This is a genomic window from Paraburkholderia susongensis (genome assembly GCF_900177725.1).
In the GTDB taxonomy this organism is placed as follows: Bacteria; Pseudomonadota; Gammaproteobacteria; order Burkholderiales; family Burkholderiaceae; genus Paraburkholderia; species Paraburkholderia susongensis.
Window position 1 is genome coordinate 1 of sequence record NZ_FXAT01000011.1, and the last position, 16683, is coordinate 16683.

Genomic DNA, 16683 nt, shown 5'->3' on the forward strand with positions numbered 1-16683 from the left:
TAGTCCCGCTTCGGATAGCCCTGCCTGAGACCGGGGCCGCCGAGTGCCATCACGACCGGGTAGGGATAGCGCTCGCTGAGGAGCTGGTCGGTGATGTCCACGACGCTGGCGTCCTGGAAGATCCGGCTCGCGCAGTGCTTCGTGGCGAGCCACAGCCAGGGGCGCACGATGAGGCGGTAGAAGGCGCGGCGGTTGTCGGTGCCCATCTGCCTGACGCCTGTGATGAGGCCTGAGATCGTGCGGCTGCCTGCGCCTGCGCCTGCGCCTGCGCCTGCATCGGCATCGGCCGCGTCGCTGTCGTCCAGCATTGCCGGACTGGAGAGTCCGTTGCCATCGAAAGCGATTGAAATATCGATGACCCTGCCGATCAGCCTATCCGGCACCACTAGTTCCTGCGCCTGCCACAGCCCGAGCGTTGGACTTTCAACCGTCGCCACGTCAAGCGCGTAGCGGTAAAGCCGGCCCAGGGCTTCGGTTCCGCTCAGGCGCAGGGGCGCGAGCACCGGCTCGTTGCCCCAGGTGGGCAGCGCGTCACTGGACATACTTAAGATGCGGTTCTGGGATGGCTTGAACATGCGTGCGCGGATAAGAACAGGTTCAGACAGTCAGAAAGCAATCACGACGCAAGCAGAATCGCGCCGCAGCCCGTGCTGTCACCGGCATAACCGACCCGCTTGCCGTTGTGTATCCACTGGCCGGTCGCGATGACCGGATAGACGCCGCCGCACTTCGGACACTCGACGCCGTGTCCGTCGAGTGCAACGGGGATGCCGCCATGCATGAGATCTCGCGCGGCTTCGACGACCGTACCGCCGTGAGTGGTTCTGCCGCCGAGCCGGATCATTGGCTGGTCGTTTCCGTTCTTCATCGTTCATCCTTGCTGATGTGCGAACGACAAGTATCGGAAGCGCCATGGTCTGGCGTCTATCGGAATTGGACTAATTTTTATCCTGATAGAGCAATTTTTGGTTTGCGCGAGCCACTCAAGGCACAACTCCGCAAAGCGATCGTGCAATACCGCTGGGGTGATCCAGCGCCCGAGGCGAGCGGCTTTATCGAAACTTCATCGCCGCTATGGCAAGGCCTTATCGACCATAGCGCAGCACCGTACTCGTCGCGGCGATCACATGGTCCTTGATCGCCGCGAGAAACGCGTCGCGCGTCAGGCCGGCCGGCAATGCGTCGGGCGGCAGATCGAGCGCATAGACCTGCGCGAGATAGTGATGCGGCACATCGCCGACCGGCGGACACGGCCCGTAATAGCCTGGACCGCCGGTGCGATTCGTGCCGGCAACGCTGCCGTGCGGCGCGGCTTCGCCGGCCGCGAGCCCCATGGTTGTCGGCGCGATGCCGTACACGATCCAATGCACGATGCCCAATCCTTTCGCGCCGTCGGGATCGAAAATCGTGACCGCGAAACTCCGGGTGCCGGCCGGCGCATTTTGCCATTGCAGCGCCGGCGACACGTTGCCACCGCCGCAGCTATTGGCGCTCGCCGCGTGACTCGCGTCGAGCGTGCCGCCGTCGGCGAGTCCCGGTGACGACACCGCAAACGCCTGCACCGCGTACGCCTGTACGCTCGCACAAGCGAGCAACACGCAGGCGCCGACAGAGAGCAGGCGCCGTGCGATGTCCAGATTGCTTCGGGTCATGGTGGGCCTCCGTGTCTGGAAGGTAACCGCCGACGCAGCGGCGAACGCATCATTCGAATCAGTCGAGACGCTGTTCGCGTCCGGCAACTGAGGCAAATATACGCTGCCCAGGTTGTCCTTCACACCGCCTTCGGTTGGACGGTGGTCAATCCGCGCGCGGACCCTGAGCTTTCGCATAAGGCAGGAACGCGGCCAGCAGAACCGCAACCGCCACACTGAGTGCGAGACCATAGAGCGCCAGCGTGAAGTCATGCGTTCTCGCCCGCGCGACGCCGACCAGCCACGGCGCAAAGAAGCCCGCCAGTCCGCTGATGGCATTGATCAGCGCCATGCCGCCCGCGGCGCCGGCACCGGCGAGAAATGTCGGCGGTATGGTCCAGAAGACGCTCAGCGACCCGACGATACCCGCCGCCGCGATGCAGATGAACGTGAACGAGACGAGCGGCATCGACGAAGTCAAACCGCTTGCCGCGAGTCCGGCCGTACCGACGATCAGCGAGCCTGTCAGATGCCAGCGGCGCTCCATCGTGCGATCGGAGTGTCTCGCGTTGGCGATCATCGCAATTGCACCGAGGATGAACGGAATCGCACTGACAAACCCGATCTCCATGATCGACAGGTCGGTGAGTTGGCGGATCACCTGCGGCAGCCACGTCGACACGCCGAAGAAGCCGATTCCGATGCAGCAATAGAGAAGCCCGAGCAGCCACACCATCGGCGCCGTCAGCGCCTTCCTGAAAGTCGCACTGCCCTTGGCCGCGGCGCTCGCCTGCTCGCTCGCCATCGTGCGCACGAGCCAGTTGCGCTCCGCCGGGCTCAGCCAGCGCGCTTCGGAAGGCCGGTTGACCATGTAGAAGAAGGCGATCACACCGAGCAGGATCGCGGGCGCGCCTTCGAGAATCATCATCCAGCGCCAGCCCGAAAAACCGCCCTTCTCATGGAAGTGCGAAATGATCAGCGCGGAAATCGGCGAGCCGATGATGAGCGACACGATGTTCGCTGAGTAGACCTGACTAATCGCTTTGCCGAGATGGCGTGCCGGAAACCAGAGTGCGAGGTAGTACAGCACCGAAGGGAAGAACCCGGCTTCGACGATACCGAGCAGAAGACGCGCGGCGTACAACTGCTGCGGCGTCTGCACGAAGGCCATGCCGACCGACACGATCCCCCACGTGAACATGATCCGTGCAAGCCACGTGCTCGCTCCGAAGCGATGCATAAGCATATTGCTCGGCACTTCGAACAGGATGTAGCCGAGATAGAAGATGCCGGCCGCGAAGCCGAACATCTCCGGCCCCATGCCGAGTTCCTGATTCATCTGCAGGGCCGCAAAGCCGATATTCGCGCGATCGAGATAGTTGATGAACCACGCGACGAAGATGAGCGGCACGAGCCGCCATGTGACGCGGCTGATGAGCTTCTTCTCCGCGTCTTCGGAAAGCACGGTATCGAGTGTGCCTGTCCCGTGAGCGTCGTCGATACGAGCGGCTCCTGGTGGGGACAGCGTGGCAGCCGTTTCTTTCATGATGATCCTCTGACATTGAATGGGAATACAGACGTCGCGCTTTGTCGTCGTCATGAATCGCGGGAGATCGGCAAGCGTGCAGACCTGCCTGCTGAGGGAATCCCCGCGGTTATCTGGTTAGCTCAGCGCGATGCCGCGGCTGCGTTCGGCTCGGCGGCATAGGCGACGATCTCGATCCTCATGCCGGGAACGACCAGCGAACTCACGATCACCGTCGAACGATTCGGATACGGCGTCTGAAAATACTGTCGATAAACGCTGTCGACCACCGCGACGTCCGCCACGTCGATCAGATAGATCAGCACCTGCGCCACGTCACGCAGCGAGGCGCCGGCGGCCTTCAACGCGAGGGCGAGATTGCCGAACGTCAAATGCGCCTGATCCTCGACGGCGCCCGTGTCGATCGAGCCGTCGGCACGGACCGGTCCGTGCGCGGTGTAGATCACGCCCGCCGCACGGGTTGCCCAGGAAAAAGGTTGAGCGAGTGGCGGGAGCGGTGTTTCGATAACGTCGATCATGATGGGCTCGGCAGGTTCAAATGAAACGCGTTGCTGTCGCCGCAACTACAGCGATTCCGCGAAATGCGCGATGGTGTCGGCAAGCGAATGACTCGCCGAAAATCCGAGTTCACGCCGTGCCGCGCCGACATCCGATGGCGCCGGACGAACATGCGGGAACGCGGCGAAACCACCTTCGGGCAACTTGAGTTCGGCAATCGTGAGCGACGGATAACGCTCGCGCACGACGTCGATGAATTCATCGAGCGAAAACCACTGACCCGTTGCGATGTTGTAGACGCGCTGCTTCGGCGCGGATGCGCGTAGCGCCACGAGATTGGCCGCCGCGCAATCTCGCGCATCGATGAATTCCTCGCGGCCATTCCATGTGAGGATCGGGTCGTCGAGACGCGCCGCCACGCCGCCTTTGCCGGCGTCGAGCAGGCAGCTCAGCAGCTTGCCCGGTACGCTCGTCGCGGCCTCTTTCCCTGCGCCGAGGACTGCCCCGTAGCGCAGCACGACGACGTTCACGCCATAGAGTGACGCATACGCCAGCGCCAGATGTTCGCTCGCCACCTTGGTGACGGCATAAATGCTCGCGGGCCGCTCGCTGACGATCCGATACGGGAAATCTTCCGCAATCGGCATGGCTGGCAGCGAGGCGAACGCCGAATACATCACCGTCGTCGAGCTCGCGATCACGACGCGCGCCAGATTGCGTCGCCGCGCGATCTCGAGAACATTGGCCGTTCCCATCGTGTTGACGTGGACACCCGCGAGCGGATCGCGGCGGATCGCCGTCGACAGCAGCGCCGCCGTATGCACGATCGACACGACGCCGTGACTCGCCACCAGGTCATCGAGCCGCGCGAAATCGGTCACATCGCACGACACCACGTTCAACCCGCTCGCTTCGGCCTCGCTGTTCGGAGCCACGTCGACCAGCAGAACCTCCTCGCCCTGCGCCCGTAGCTGGGCCGCCGTCAGCCGGCCAATCATCCCCGCGCCCGTAATCAGCACAGTCATCTTCGTCTCCTTGTTTCACCGGAGGGCAGCGTGCGCTGCCTGTTTCTCACCGGACTGGTCGTAAAGATACGAGTGCAAATTTCTTACGTCAACACAAAATTATGTTGATTTTATAAATTTCTACGTTAATTATACGAACCCTCACAACCTGCAAAAGCGCACACGCACACGGAGCAAGCTCTTGTTCAAGATCAGAAATCGACTCAGCCCTCAGATGCCGCTACCGACGCCGCAGGCGCAGGCGTATGAAGAATGCGTGCTCGGGTGGTCGTCGCGGGACTATCCGCAACTGCGGGCCGCGAAGGACATCGCCTACGGCACGCATCCCGCGCAGCGCTACGACGTCTACGGTGCGGAGCATATGGCCGATGCGCCGATCGTCGTGTTCCTGCACGGCGGCGGCTGGACCAACGGCTACAAGGAATACGCGGCGTTCATGGCGCCCTCGGTCGTGGCCGCGGGCTGCGTGCTCGTCACGCCGGGCTATCGCCTCGCGCCCGAACATCCGTTGCCGGCAGCTTTCGATGACGGGATCGCACTGCTCCGTTCACTGGCCGCGACACGCCCTGCCTGGGCCGGTAACGCGCGGCGCGTGATCCTCGCCGGTCATTCGGCGGGCGGACATCTCGCCGCGCTGCTCGCGCTGCGGCCCGACGCGCTGCATGCAGCCGGCGTCGATCCGCGCATCGTCGCCGGCTGCATGCCGGTGAGCGGCATCTTTGATCTGCATCATCCGCAGCCTGCGCCCGGTTCGCTGGAAGCGCGCGTGTACGAGATGGTGCTCGGCCCCGACACCGACGACGCACGCATGAGTCCGCTCTGCTGGGTGCGCGGCAACACGGTTCCGATGGCGCTGACCTATGGCGAACACGACAGCGACCGGGTCGTTCTCTCGAACCGCCGCATGGCGAGCCTGCTCGCCTTGCAGCCCGCCGCGGTGTCCTGCGAGGTCGAGCGCGCCGCCGATCACTTCGCGACCCACACCATGCTCGAACGCGCCACGCACCCCTGGTACGCGCGGCTCGCCGCACTCGCACACGACAGCGCCAGCCCTTGCGCGCCCCGCATCCATTCCTGACGACATACCCACCGGAGACCATTGAGATGAAACGAGCCGAAGTCAAAGCATCCGCGCTTGCGGGCACCGTTCTGGCGCTATCCGCCGCCACCTGCCAGGCGCAATCGAACGTCACGCTGTACGGCATCATCGACGCGAGCATCGACTACGTGTCGAACGAAGGCGGCCACCATGCCATCCAGGCGCAGAACGGCATGATCAACGGCAGCCGGTGGGGCCTGAAAGGCCAGGAAGATCTGGGCGGCGGCACGAGCGCGATATTCCAGCTCGAGAACGGCTTCAACATCTTCAACGGGAAGCTCGGCCAGGGCGGGCGAATGTTCGGCCGCCAGGCATGGATAGGACTGCAGGACAACAGGTTCGGCACCGTGACGTTCGGGCGACAGTACGACCCGACGATCTGGTATCTGGCCATCTATACGGGCGGCTTCAACGGCGGCACCGCCTTCGCCCATCCGTTCGACAACGACAACATGGGCAACTCGTTCCGCCTCGACAATTCGGTCGAGTACACGAGCCCGACGTGGAACGGCCTTTCGATGCGCAGCATGTATGCCTTCTCGAACCAGCCCGGCTTCAAGGACAATCGCGCATACAGCGCCGGCGCGGGCTATTCGCGAGGCGGCCTGAATCTCGGCACCGCGTTCATCATCATCGATAACGTCGGCACCACCGCGGGGGGCGCCGTCGACGGCAGTTCGACCGGCGACGCGACGTGGATCGGCAGCCGCCAGATGGTCTGGGGCGCCGCGGCGAATTACACGTATGGGAACGGTACCTACGGCGCGACGTGGACGCACACGCGGATCGACAACGGGACCTCGGTGAATCTCGGCGGCTACAAGCCGTTGGGCGACGCCGGCATGAGTCTCGACAACTTCGACGTGAACGTGACGTACAAGGTGACGCCGGCCGTTGCCCTGCTCGGCACCTATACCTACACGATGTCGCGTTTCACCAACTCACAGGTCAGTGCCCGTCCGAAGTGGAATCAGTTCAACGCGCAGATCGAATACTTCCTGTCGAAGCGCACGGATGTCTATCTCAATGCCATCTATCAGCATGTGAGCGGCGGTGAAAACACCCCGTTTGCCAATGCGATTCTCTGCGGCTATTCGCAATCGTCGTCGCCGAGTCAGGTCGTGGTCGGGCTGGGGATGCGGCATCGGTTCTGATCGGCGCGAGGCATGGCAGCGTGTTCCGGCAAAAGCGCATCGAAGAGGCTTCGCCGGAACGCGCACCCGATCGGCGCATCAAGCCTTCGCCGATTCGCCCGATTTACGCGTTCGCCGTGGCGTGGCGCGTTTGACTTCTGGCGAAGCCTCGCGCGTCGTCGTGCGGGTACGTGGCGCCCCGGTGGAACGGGCCGTTCTGGCGCCGGCCGTTCTGGCGAGCGCCGGAGCCGGCTCGGCGAGCGGTTCGTCGAGATAGTCGACCACACTGAGCGTTGCGTTCAGATGGTCGCGCAGCACCGCGCAGGCCCGGTTCGCATCGCGCGACAGGGTCGCCTCCATGAGCGCCTGGTGCTCGTCGAAGATACTGTCGGTCCTAGCCGTGAAGCCGAGCCGAGCCAGACGAAGCCGGCGATAACGTTCGGCATGATCGATGAGCTGCCCGTTGATCCGGTGCAGCCACGGCGAACTCGCGGCGGCAAGCAGCGCCCGGTGAAAGCGCCGATGCGCGGCTTCCCATGAGTCGATGCCTTCGACATCGTCGAGCGACGTCGGAACCGGCTCATGCGTGAGCTTGTAAAACGCCGCGGAAATTTCCGCGCCCCAGTCGGCGTCGCCGTGAAGGATGGACTCGGTGAGCAGGTTGGTTTCGATATGAATGCGCGCGGCAACGATATCGCGAAGATCGTCAGCCGATACCGGCGCGACGCGAAAACCGCGCTGCCCCTCGTTCGATACGAGCCCTTCACGGCTCAGCAGCATCAGGGCCTCGCGGATCGGGCTCATGCCGAGACCATAGCGGTCCTGCAATCCCTGCAGGCGGAGCTTCGAGTCCGGCTCCAGCGCGCCCGACAGGATGTCCCTGTGCAGCAGCCTGTACGCCTGATCCGAAAGCGTCCGCTCGCCCTCTTCGGCATGGGGAGCGCGCGCAGTGCGCGAGCCAACAGGATTTCGGCTGATCGATTTCATTTCGGGTAGTCAGTGCGAGGCGGGTGGGCTTCGCGCCCATTTCAGACAACGACTTTTTGCAAAATCATACGCGGATTATAAATTTTTTGGTGACAGGCTGTACAGATCCTGCTGTACAGCTCCTTTAGACCGGCGCGATACGGCCAAGCCGCCGGTCGCGATATACGTGATGTCGCCGTACCGAGCCTGATTGCGTGCGGCCACAGATATGATTTTTCATGGCGACGCCAAACAGCAATCACGGCGAGGACGTTGTTTCGAGATGGAGCGGATGGCATATTGCGGCTCGGACTGGCTGACTGCGTCCTGGTCGTCTTACTGCATCGGGTGGATGACTCGCACGCATCCTACTGTCCGCTAAATAAAGGGAGTTATAAGAATGTCCGGCAAACACGATTGGTATTGAGCAATGCGCGTATCCCTTTGGCTCTTCGCCGCCCTCGTGTTTGGCCCGACATCCAGTATCGCCCGCGCGGAGCCGCCGCTGCGGCTCGAGGATTGCCCGGTGGCCGTTGAACCGGCGCACGCAATACCGCACCTGACATTCACTGACGCCAAGGCACGGCACTACAGCAGCGTTATTCGTGACGCTACGAAGGAGCCGGTGAATTTCGCCGGCCGCTACGTCCTCGCAACCTGGGGATGCGGCGCCGGATGCGTGATGGCAGCGGCAATCGACACAAAAACAGGTCGCGTCATCTCGTTGCCGTTCACCGTTTCCGACTGGCCGGCCGACGTCACCGAGCCGCTTTCCTACCTCGCCGACAGTTGTCTGCTGATTGTGCGCGGCAGCCGTAACGAAAGCGCGCAACACGGAACCTACTACTACGCGTTCGACGGCAAGACCTTCAGATTGCGCACGAGGGCAAGCGAGTCCCGGCACTAGTCAAGCCGCGGCACGACGAACACAACGCCACGCGAGGCACTCGCCTCGCGCAACCGCTCACTTGAAGCGCCCCACCCTCTGATTCGCTTCCGGCAACTGCCGCGTTTCGCGCACCGACAGCGGATGCCACAAACGCGCGCCGCCTTCGATCCCCGCGTCGTTCGACACGGTCGCCACGTTCGCCGGCAACTCGAACTTGATACGCGCCGCGTTGCCGCCGCCGATCCACAGCTTGTCGTAATTCACGAGCGAATCGAGAATGCCGATCACCTTCTCGACGCGCCGGTTCCAGCGTTTATTCCCGATCTTCTCGCGCACGGCCTCACCGATGTACTCGTCGTACGCGACGCCCTTCCCACTCACCGGATGATGCGCGAGTTCAAGATGCGGCATCAGCTCGCCGTCGCGAAACATCGCGGTGCCCGCACCCGTGCCGAGCGTCAGCACGAATTCGAGGCCGTGGCCTTCGATCGCAGCGAAGCCCTGCATTTCGGCGTCGTTAATCATGCGCACCGGCAAGCCGCCGAGGCGCTGAGCAAGCGTGTCCGCGAGCGGAACGCCGTGCCAGCCCTCCACACCGAAATGCGGCGCGGTCAGGATGCGGTTGTCGCGCACCACGCCCGGAAAACCGATCGATATCTGCGTGGGCGGCGCCTGCTCGACGAGTGGCGCGACGAGCTTCGCGAGCGCGTCGACGAGTTGATCGGGCGTGCACGGATGCGGCGTGGCGACGCGCACGCGCTCGGTTTTCATCTGCCCATCGGCGTCGATGATCGCGGCCTTCAGGCCGGTACCACCGACGTCGATCGCGAGAATGCGTTCGGTGCTGCTCCGCCTGGCAGTGCTTGGCGTGCCGCTCCGCTTGGCCGTGCTCCGCGTGCCGCTCCGCTTGGCGGTGCCTGGCGTGCTGCTCCGCGAGCTGCTCCGTTGAGTGCTGCTCTTCGCTGCGTTCTGCTTGCGTGTTGCCACGATGCCCCCCGAATGTGTTTGATGCGATTGACTACGTTTGCCGACCGTTTTACCGCTCTCACTTCTTTTCTACCGCATCCCGTTGCAGCGGCCGCCATGCGTGGCCGTCGCGCGCGAGCAGCGCATCGGCCTGCGCGGGACCTTCGCTGCCGGCCGCATAGCCGTGCACGGCCTGCGCGCCACCGCTTTCCGGATGCAGCACGCTGTCGACCGCGCACCAGCTCGTCTCGATGCTATCGGCGCGCTGGAACAGCGTCGCGTCGCCGAGCATGCAGTCGTACAGCAGCGTTTCATAGCCGACGTTCGCGCGCTCGGCGAAGAAGTCCGCATAGTCGAACGACGATTGCACCGCGCCGACCTGCATCACCGGCCCCGGCGTCTTCACGTTGAAGTCGAAGCTCGTGCCGTGCGCGGGATCGATGCGCAAGGTCAGCACGTTCGGCGTGAGCGCATCGACCGGGGTGTCGCGAAACAAACGGAACGGCACCGGCTTTAGTTGCACCGAGATTTCAGTGCAGCGCGTGGCGAGCCGCTTGCCCGTGCGCAGATAGAACGGCACGCCCGCCCAGCGCCAGTTTTCGATCAGCACGCGCGCCGCCGCATAGGTCTCCGTCGTGCTGCGAGGCGCGACGTCCGGCTCCTCGCGATAACCGACACCGGCCGGCCCTTTTTCGTACTGGCCGAACACGACGTCATCGGGTGTCAGCGGCTGGATCGCGTCGAAGATTTCGGCCTTCTTGTCGCGCACCGCTTCGGCGTCGAACGAATTGGGCGGCTCCATCGCGACCATGCCGAGCAACTGGAACAGGTGGTTCGGCACCATGTCGCGAAACGCGCCGGTCTGCTCGTAAAACTTGCCGCGTCCTTCGACGCCGATCGTTTCCGCCGCGGTAATCTGCACACTGTCGATGTACTCGCGCCGCCAGACCGGCTCGAACAGCGCATTCGCGAAGCGCACGGCGAGAATGCTCTGCACCGTGTCCTTGCCGAGAAAATGATCGATGCGATACACCTGCGACTCCTGCGCATACTGCAGGATGTGCGCATTCAGATCGCGTGCCGACGCGAGGTCGGTGCCGAACGGTTTCTCGATCACGAGGCGGCGAAAACCGCCGTTCGCACCCTCGCCCTCCTGCAGCAAACCAGTCTTGCCGAGATGTTCGACGATCGGTTTGAAAAAGCGCGCGCCGACCGCGAGGTAAAAAATCACGTTGCCGCCCGGCGACTGCGCGAGTTTCTGCTTGAGCTGCGCGAACGTGTCGTCGGATTCGAACTCGCCCGCCATGTATTCGAGGCGTTGCGCGACCCAGTTCCACGCATCGTCGTCGAGCTTGCCGGCGTGAAAGGTACTCGCCTTGTCAGCCGCGAACTGCTGCAGCGACTGGTGCAGGTCTTCGCGCCACGCGTTCGTCTCGCGCGCGCCATGATTGACGCCGACGATCTTCATACCATCGTCGAGCAAACCATCGATCCCGAGGTTGTAGAGCGCGGGCATCAGCAGACGTTTGGTCAGATCGCCGCCCGCGCCGAAGATTACGAGCGTGCAGGGCGGCGCGGGTTTCTTGCCGGCCGGCGACGGCGGCGCATCGTGCGAGCTCGTGCTGACCTTGCAACTGCGCGCGGGCGCCGTATCGGGCTGGGAGGAAGAAGCAGCGGGGGTGTTCGGTGTAGTCGACATGGAATTCACTCGAGCAGGCCAATGGAGCGGACGTGGCGATATATGAAAGACCACGTGCGGAGCCGCACAGTTCAATTGCGCTCATGCAGCCGGCGCGCAAAGCGGCTTGTATGGCGGATGTAACCTTGCGGCCGTGCTACTTCGCCGTCGTGGTTGCGAGCGACGACGCGGGTTCTTTCGAAACAGGTTCTTCCGAAACGGGCGCTTTCGAAGTCGAAGCGGGTTCAACCACAGCAGGCTGCGTAGCCGCGGCAACCGTAGCAGCACTCGCCGCCGCGGCACCCGACACCCCCGCAGACTCGCCGGTCAGCGGCACATTGCCCGAAGCGGCCATCGCGCGCGGTTGCAGCAGCAACGCGACCAACCCGGTCCAGCCAGTCTGATGCGAAGCGCCGACGCCGCGCCCATTGTCGCCGTGAAAATATTCATGGAACAGAATCAGGTCCTGCGAGCGCGGGTCCGCCTGCAACAGCGGATACGCGCCCATCACCGGCCGCTCGCCGTCCCTGTTCTTGAGAAACAGCGTGGTCGCGCGGCGCGCGAGTTCGTCGGCGATTTCGGCGAGCGAGAACTTCTGCCCCGAGCCGGTCGGATATTCGACGCGAAAATCGTCGCCGTAGTAGCGGTGAAATTCGTACAGCGATTCGATCAGCAGATAGTTGACCGGCATCCACACCGGCCCGCGCCAATTCGAATTGCCGCCGAACACGCGCGTGTCCGATTCAGCCGGCAGATACTTGACGCAGAAGCTGTTGCCGTCGTGCTGAAACACGAACGGCTGATCGCGATGAAAGCGCGACAACCCGCGCACGCCGTGATCGGAAAGAAATTCGCTTTCGTCGAGCGCGCGGCGCAACAATGCCTTCATCCGATGCCCGCGCAGCAGCGAGAGCAACAGCGCATTGCCCTTGCCCGGCTCGTTCCAGCGCGACACGAGCTTCGCGAGATCGGGACGATGCTCGAGAAACCACGCGAGCCGCTCGCGCAGACCCGGCAAGCCGCCATGCAGACGCTCCTCGAGCACATGCACCGCGAACAGCGGAATCAGCCCGACGATCGAGCGCACGCGCATCGGAATGTTGCTGCCGTCGGGCAAGCGCAGCTTGTCGTAGAAAAACTCGTCCTGACCGTCCCACAGGCCCGTATCGCAGCCGTCGTCGCAACTCACCGCTTCCGCGATGTACAGGAAGTGCTCGAAGAACTTCACGCCGATGTCGACGAACACATGATTCGCGCACGCGAGTTCGAGCGCGATGCGCATGAGGTCGAGCGCATACGCGGCCATCCACGCGGTGCCGTCGGCCTGGTCGATGTGGCCGCCGGTCGGCAGCGGCGACGAGCGGTCGAAGATGCCGACGTTGTCGAGCCCGAGAAAGCCGCCCTGAAAAATATTGTGACCGTCGGCGTCCTTGCGGTTCACCCACCACGAGAAATTCAGCAGCAGCTTGTGAAAAACGAGTTCGAGGAAATCGCGATCCGCCTTGCCGGTGAGCGCGCGGTCGATCTCGTAGACGCGCCACGCGGCCCACGCATGCACGGGCGGATTCGCGTCGCTGAGCGCCCATTCGTAGGCGGGCAACTGGCCGTTCGGATGCTGGTAGCGGTCCTTCACGAGCAGCAGCAGTTGCTTCTTCGCGAACGCCGGATCGATCAGTGCGAACGCGGCCGCATGAAACGCGAGGTCCCATGACGCGTACCACGGGTACTCCCACTTGTCGGGCATCGACACGATGTCCGCATTGCACAGATGCCGCCAGTCCACGTTGCGGCCGCGCTTGCGCTCGGCGGGCGGGCGCGGCTGCAGCGGGTCGCCGTCGAGCCAGCGCTGCACGTCGTACTGGTAGTACTGCTTCGACCACAGCATGCCCGCGAGCGCCTGGCGCTGCACGAGGCGCGCGTCGGTATCGGTGATCTCGTGCTGCAGCGCGCCATAGAATTCGTCGGCCTCGGCGATGCGCCGCGCGAACAACGCATCGGCGTCGAACGGCGTTTCATCGATAGCCGATTGCGGGCGCCAGCGCAGATACACGACCGCGCGCGCATGCGGCCCGAGTTCGAGCGCCGCATGCGCGGCGGCCTTGGTGCCCGCGTCGTGGCGTATCGCGTTCGCGTCGCCGTGGACGAGGTAATCGTTGAAGCCGTCCTTGAACGGACCCGCGCCCTCCATGTTGAAGAGGCGCTTCACGTTGGTGTCGTTTTCGCAGAAGAGCCACGTGAGCGGCGCGTCGTTCGACCACGCCGTCACGACGATCGGTTCGTGCCGGAAATGATGCCCGGCAAGGTGCACCGCGCCGTCGTGATCCGTGCCCGCGACGAGCCTCGGCTTGTCCTTGTTCTCCTTCCACGACCACGCATTGCGCGCCCAGATCTGCGGCAGCACGTCGAGCGACGCCGCCTCGTCCGCGCGATTCTCGACCGTGACGCGCATCACGATGTCGTCGGGCGTGTGCTTCGCGTATTCGACCTGCACGTCGAAATAGCGCGCGTCGTCGAACACGCCGGTATCGAGAATTTCGTACTCCGGCATGTCGCCGCCGCGGCGCGCGTTCTCTTCGATGAGGTCTTCGTACGGATATGCCGCATGCGGGTACTTGTAGAGCATGCGCATGTACGAATGCGTGGGCGTGCCGTCCAGGTAGAAATACAGCTCCTTCACGTCCTCGCCGTGATTGCCCTGCGAGTTCGTGAGGCCGAACAGGCGCTCCTTGATGATCGGGTCCTTGCGGTTCCACAGCGCGAGCGACACGCACCAGTTGAGCCAGTCGTCGCTGAAACCGGCGATGCCGTCTTCGCCCCAGCGGTAGGCGCGGCTGCGCGCATGGTCGTGCGGAAAGGAGTCCCAGGCGGTGCCGTTCGCGCTGTAGTCCTCGCGCACCGTGCCCCACTGGCGCTCGCTCAGATACGGCCCCCAGCGCTGCCAGTGGCCGCAATCGGCCGAATGCAGGCGTGAGCCTTCGATGGTGGCAAGCAGATTGGCAGCGCGCAGCGGTGGCATGAAGAAGTCCTTGCAGCAGGCCTGGCGGTGGGACTCACATCGTAGCGCGGTTTACGCGCCGCCGTGCTCGAATCGGGCCAGCAGGTTTTCGACGCGCAGCAATTCGCCGAGCGACCACGCCTGAAACGGCGTGCCCGCGGGCGTGTGCGGCGCGTCGCCGTCAGCGATTTCGGACAGATGATCGAGGCCCGCGTGATCGAGGTGCGCATAAAGCGGGGCGACAAAGCGCGCCCTCGCCTGCGCGAGGTTGTCGGCGCTCGCGCCGTTGACCCGCAGCCATGCTTCGACAAATGGGCCGAGCAGCCACAGCCAGACCGTACCTTGATGGTAAGCGCCATCGCGTTCGCGCGGCGCACCGCCGTAGTGTCCGCGATAGGCGGGATCGGACGGCGCGAGCGAGCGCAGGCCAAGCGGCGTGAGCAGCTGCGCTTCGACCTGGCCGAGCACCGCGCTCGCCGCCGCGCCGTCGAGCAACGGAAACGGCAGGCCGCCGATAGCGAAAATCTGGTTCGGCCGGATCGCACGATCCACCGTGCCCGGCACGTGATCGACGTCGACGTTGTCGAACAGCGCCTGCGTAGCCGGGTCGGCGAAACGCTGACGAAACGCGAGCGTCGCGCGCTCGGCTTGCTGCCGCCACTGCGGGCTCCATGCCGACGCGATACGCAGCGCGTTGATCCACAGCGCCTGTACTTCGACCGGCTTGCCGATGCGCGGCGTGACCACCCAGTCGCCGACTTTCGCATCCATCCACGTGAGCTGCACGCCGGGGACGCCGCAGCGCAACAAGCCGTCGTCGGCGCAGGCGCCGATGTTGAAGCGCGTGCCGTTCGTATAGCCGGTAAGGATCGCTTCGGCCGCCTGTTGCAGATGCGCGCGGGTCGTGGCGCTCGCATGCGGCGTCGCCAGATAGTCGTGAACGGCGACGATGAACCATAACGACGCATCGACCGAGTTGTATTCGGGCGCGTCGCCGTAATCGGGGAAGCGGTTCGGCAGCATGCCTTCGGAGAGCGTGCCCGCCCATTCGAGCAGGATCGCTTCGGCGTCGTCGAGACGGTTCGATGCGATCAGCAGGCCGCGCATCGCGATGAAGGTGTCGCGGCCCCAATCGGTGAACCACGGGAAGCCCGCGAGAATCGTGCGGCCTTCGTTGCGCGTGACGATGTAGGCATCGGCGGAACGATGCAGGCGGGAACCGAGTGCGTTGCGGCGTTGTTGCTCGGTGTGTACGAGGCCGGTCGCACGGGTGACGGCCTGGGCCCGGTGGTTCGTGTTCGTGCTTGCGTTTGTCGCTGCGGCTGCGGCTGATGCCGCGCTCAGGATCATCACTGCTTCGCCGTTCGTGAGATCGAAGCTGAACACGCCGGGCGTCGCGAGGTCTTCGCTGCAATCGAGGCCGCGCTCCTCTTCGCGCACGTAGAAGAAGTTGCGATACCAGTCGGGCGCGTGCGTATAGACGCCGTTCGTCGCCGCAAGAATGACCGGCAAACCACCATACGGTTGCCAGCTCACGCACGACTGATTGCCGCTGACCTGTGCGCTGAAATTGAACGCGGGGTTCTCGTGGTGCAGCGCATGATAATCGCGGCCCGACAGCAACGGCCTCACCTTGAGCACGAGCGCCCCGGGCTCGCCCGGGCCAGCGCCTTCGAGCCGCCAGCGCAGCACGGTTTCGCGGGTCGCCTTGCTGACGAAGACCTCGGCTATCACCGCTGTTTGCGCATCGGAATGCGCGTCGAGCCGCGTATCGAGCCCCACCCGCCACGTGGGCCACGGCGCGGTATCGAAGCTGAGAAGACTCCCGCGCAAGTCCGGGTAGATCACATCGGGCCCATAGCGCTGCATACTCAACGGGTAGCGCTGCCCGTTCGCTTCGAGCCACGCTTCCACACCATTGACGAGCACCATGCGCCCGCCCGGCGCACGCGTCGCGCTCAACAGCAACGCGTGATAGCGCCGCGTGCGCAGCATGCCAGCGGTGCCCGACGCGAAACCGCCGAAGCCGTCCGCTTCCAGCCATTCGTCTTCGAGACGCGAGAGGTCGAAGGGTGATCCGATGCGTGTCATGAAGTTAGTCGCGCTCATTCAAAACCGGTCAGAACCGTCGTGCGCAAAACATAACGCAGATGGCGCTCGCGTGACCATTGTCCTTCCCATTACTTTCTATTTTCTTTCGATTAACTAACGAATTGCCGAAAGTTATGCCGCGCGCAAACGTTTCACAATTATTTCT

Annotated in this window: 14 protein-coding genes; 3 read left to right on the forward strand and 11 right to left on the reverse strand. The window is 63.9% G+C overall.

Going from position 1 to position 16683, the window contains the following annotated elements; translation table 11 throughout:
- The 6 genes from B9Z01_RS26010 to B9Z01_RS26035 all read right to left on the reverse strand — a co-directional run.
- On the reverse strand, positions 1-575 hold a 575-nt coding region (locus B9Z01_RS26010), incomplete at its 3' end, for a contractile injection system protein, VgrG/Pvc8 family (protein WP_275937522.1).
- 41 nt (positions 576-616) lie between these two features.
- Positions 617-868, reverse strand: a complete 252-nt coding sequence (locus B9Z01_RS26015) for a PAAR domain-containing protein (protein WP_085488431.1) — start codon at positions 866-868, stop codon at positions 617-619.
- A 217-nt stretch (positions 869-1085) separates the two neighbouring features.
- On the reverse strand, positions 1086-1652 hold the full coding sequence (locus B9Z01_RS26020; protein WP_085488432.1) for a YbhB/YbcL family Raf kinase inhibitor-like protein: 567 nt from the start codon (positions 1650-1652) through the stop codon (positions 1086-1088).
- Positions 1653-1797: 145 nt separating this feature from the next.
- On the reverse strand, positions 1798-3177 hold the full coding sequence (locus tag B9Z01_RS26025; protein ID WP_085488433.1) for an MFS transporter: 1380 nt from the start codon (positions 3175-3177) through the stop codon (positions 1798-1800).
- Between the two features lie 122 nt (positions 3178-3299).
- Positions 3300-3695 (reverse strand): RidA family protein, encoded by a 396-nt coding sequence (locus B9Z01_RS26030; RefSeq protein WP_085488434.1) that lies wholly within the window; start codon positions 3693-3695, stop codon positions 3300-3302.
- A gap of 45 nt (positions 3696-3740) precedes the next feature.
- Positions 3741-4700 (reverse strand): NAD-dependent epimerase/dehydratase family protein, encoded by a 960-nt coding sequence (locus B9Z01_RS26035; protein ID WP_085488435.1) that lies wholly within the window; start codon positions 4698-4700, stop codon positions 3741-3743.
- A 181-nt stretch (positions 4701-4881) separates the two neighbouring features.
- Here B9Z01_RS26035 and B9Z01_RS26040 point away from each other — a divergent pair, with 181 nt between their 5' ends.
- Both B9Z01_RS26040 and B9Z01_RS26045 read left to right on the forward strand, forming a co-directional pair.
- Entirely contained in the window at positions 4882-5778 is an 897-nt protein-coding gene (locus B9Z01_RS26040) for an alpha/beta hydrolase (protein ID WP_143809071.1), read from the forward strand.
- A gap of 26 nt (positions 5779-5804) precedes the next feature.
- Complete coding sequence (locus B9Z01_RS26045; protein ID WP_085488437.1) at positions 5805-6953, forward strand: porin; 1149 nt, start codon at positions 5805-5807, stop codon at positions 6951-6953.
- Positions 6954-7031: 78 nt separating this feature from the next.
- On the opposite strand, the gene B9Z01_RS26050 is transcribed toward B9Z01_RS26045, so the two are convergent.
- The gene (locus tag B9Z01_RS26050) at positions 7032-7919 is read right to left on the reverse strand and encodes a GntR family transcriptional regulator (RefSeq protein ID WP_085488438.1); all 888 of its coding nucleotides are present in this window, start codon (positions 7917-7919) and stop codon (positions 7032-7034) included.
- A 409-nt stretch (positions 7920-8328) separates the two neighbouring features.
- Between B9Z01_RS26050 and B9Z01_RS26055 the strand changes: the two genes are divergently transcribed.
- Positions 8329-8805: a hypothetical protein gene (locus B9Z01_RS26055; RefSeq protein ID WP_085488439.1), complete on the forward strand. Its 477-nt coding sequence runs from the start codon at positions 8329-8331 to the stop codon at positions 8803-8805.
- A gap of 57 nt (positions 8806-8862) precedes the next feature.
- On the opposite strand, the gene B9Z01_RS26060 is transcribed toward B9Z01_RS26055, so the two are convergent.
- From B9Z01_RS26060 to B9Z01_RS26075, 4 genes are all read right to left on the reverse strand, one after another.
- Complete coding sequence (locus B9Z01_RS26060) at positions 8863-9621, reverse strand: ROK family protein (protein WP_085488593.1); 759 nt, start codon at positions 9619-9621, stop codon at positions 8863-8865.
- 211 nt (positions 9622-9832) lie between these two features.
- Positions 9833-11452, reverse strand: coding sequence for a glucose-6-phosphate dehydrogenase (gene zwf / locus B9Z01_RS26065; RefSeq protein WP_085488440.1), 1620 nt, complete (start codon positions 11450-11452; stop codon positions 9833-9835).
- A 136-nt stretch (positions 11453-11588) separates the two neighbouring features.
- Complete coding sequence (locus B9Z01_RS26070) at positions 11589-14447, reverse strand: MGH1-like glycoside hydrolase domain-containing protein (protein ID WP_085488441.1); 2859 nt, start codon at positions 14445-14447, stop codon at positions 11589-11591.
- Positions 14448-14498: 51 nt separating this feature from the next.
- Positions 14499-16517 carry an amylo-alpha-1,6-glucosidase gene (locus tag B9Z01_RS26075; RefSeq protein WP_085488442.1) on the reverse strand — a complete coding sequence of 673 codons (2019 nt, stop codon included), beginning with the start codon at positions 16515-16517 and terminating at the stop codon, positions 14499-14501.
- Positions 16518-16683 lie beyond the last annotated feature (166 nt).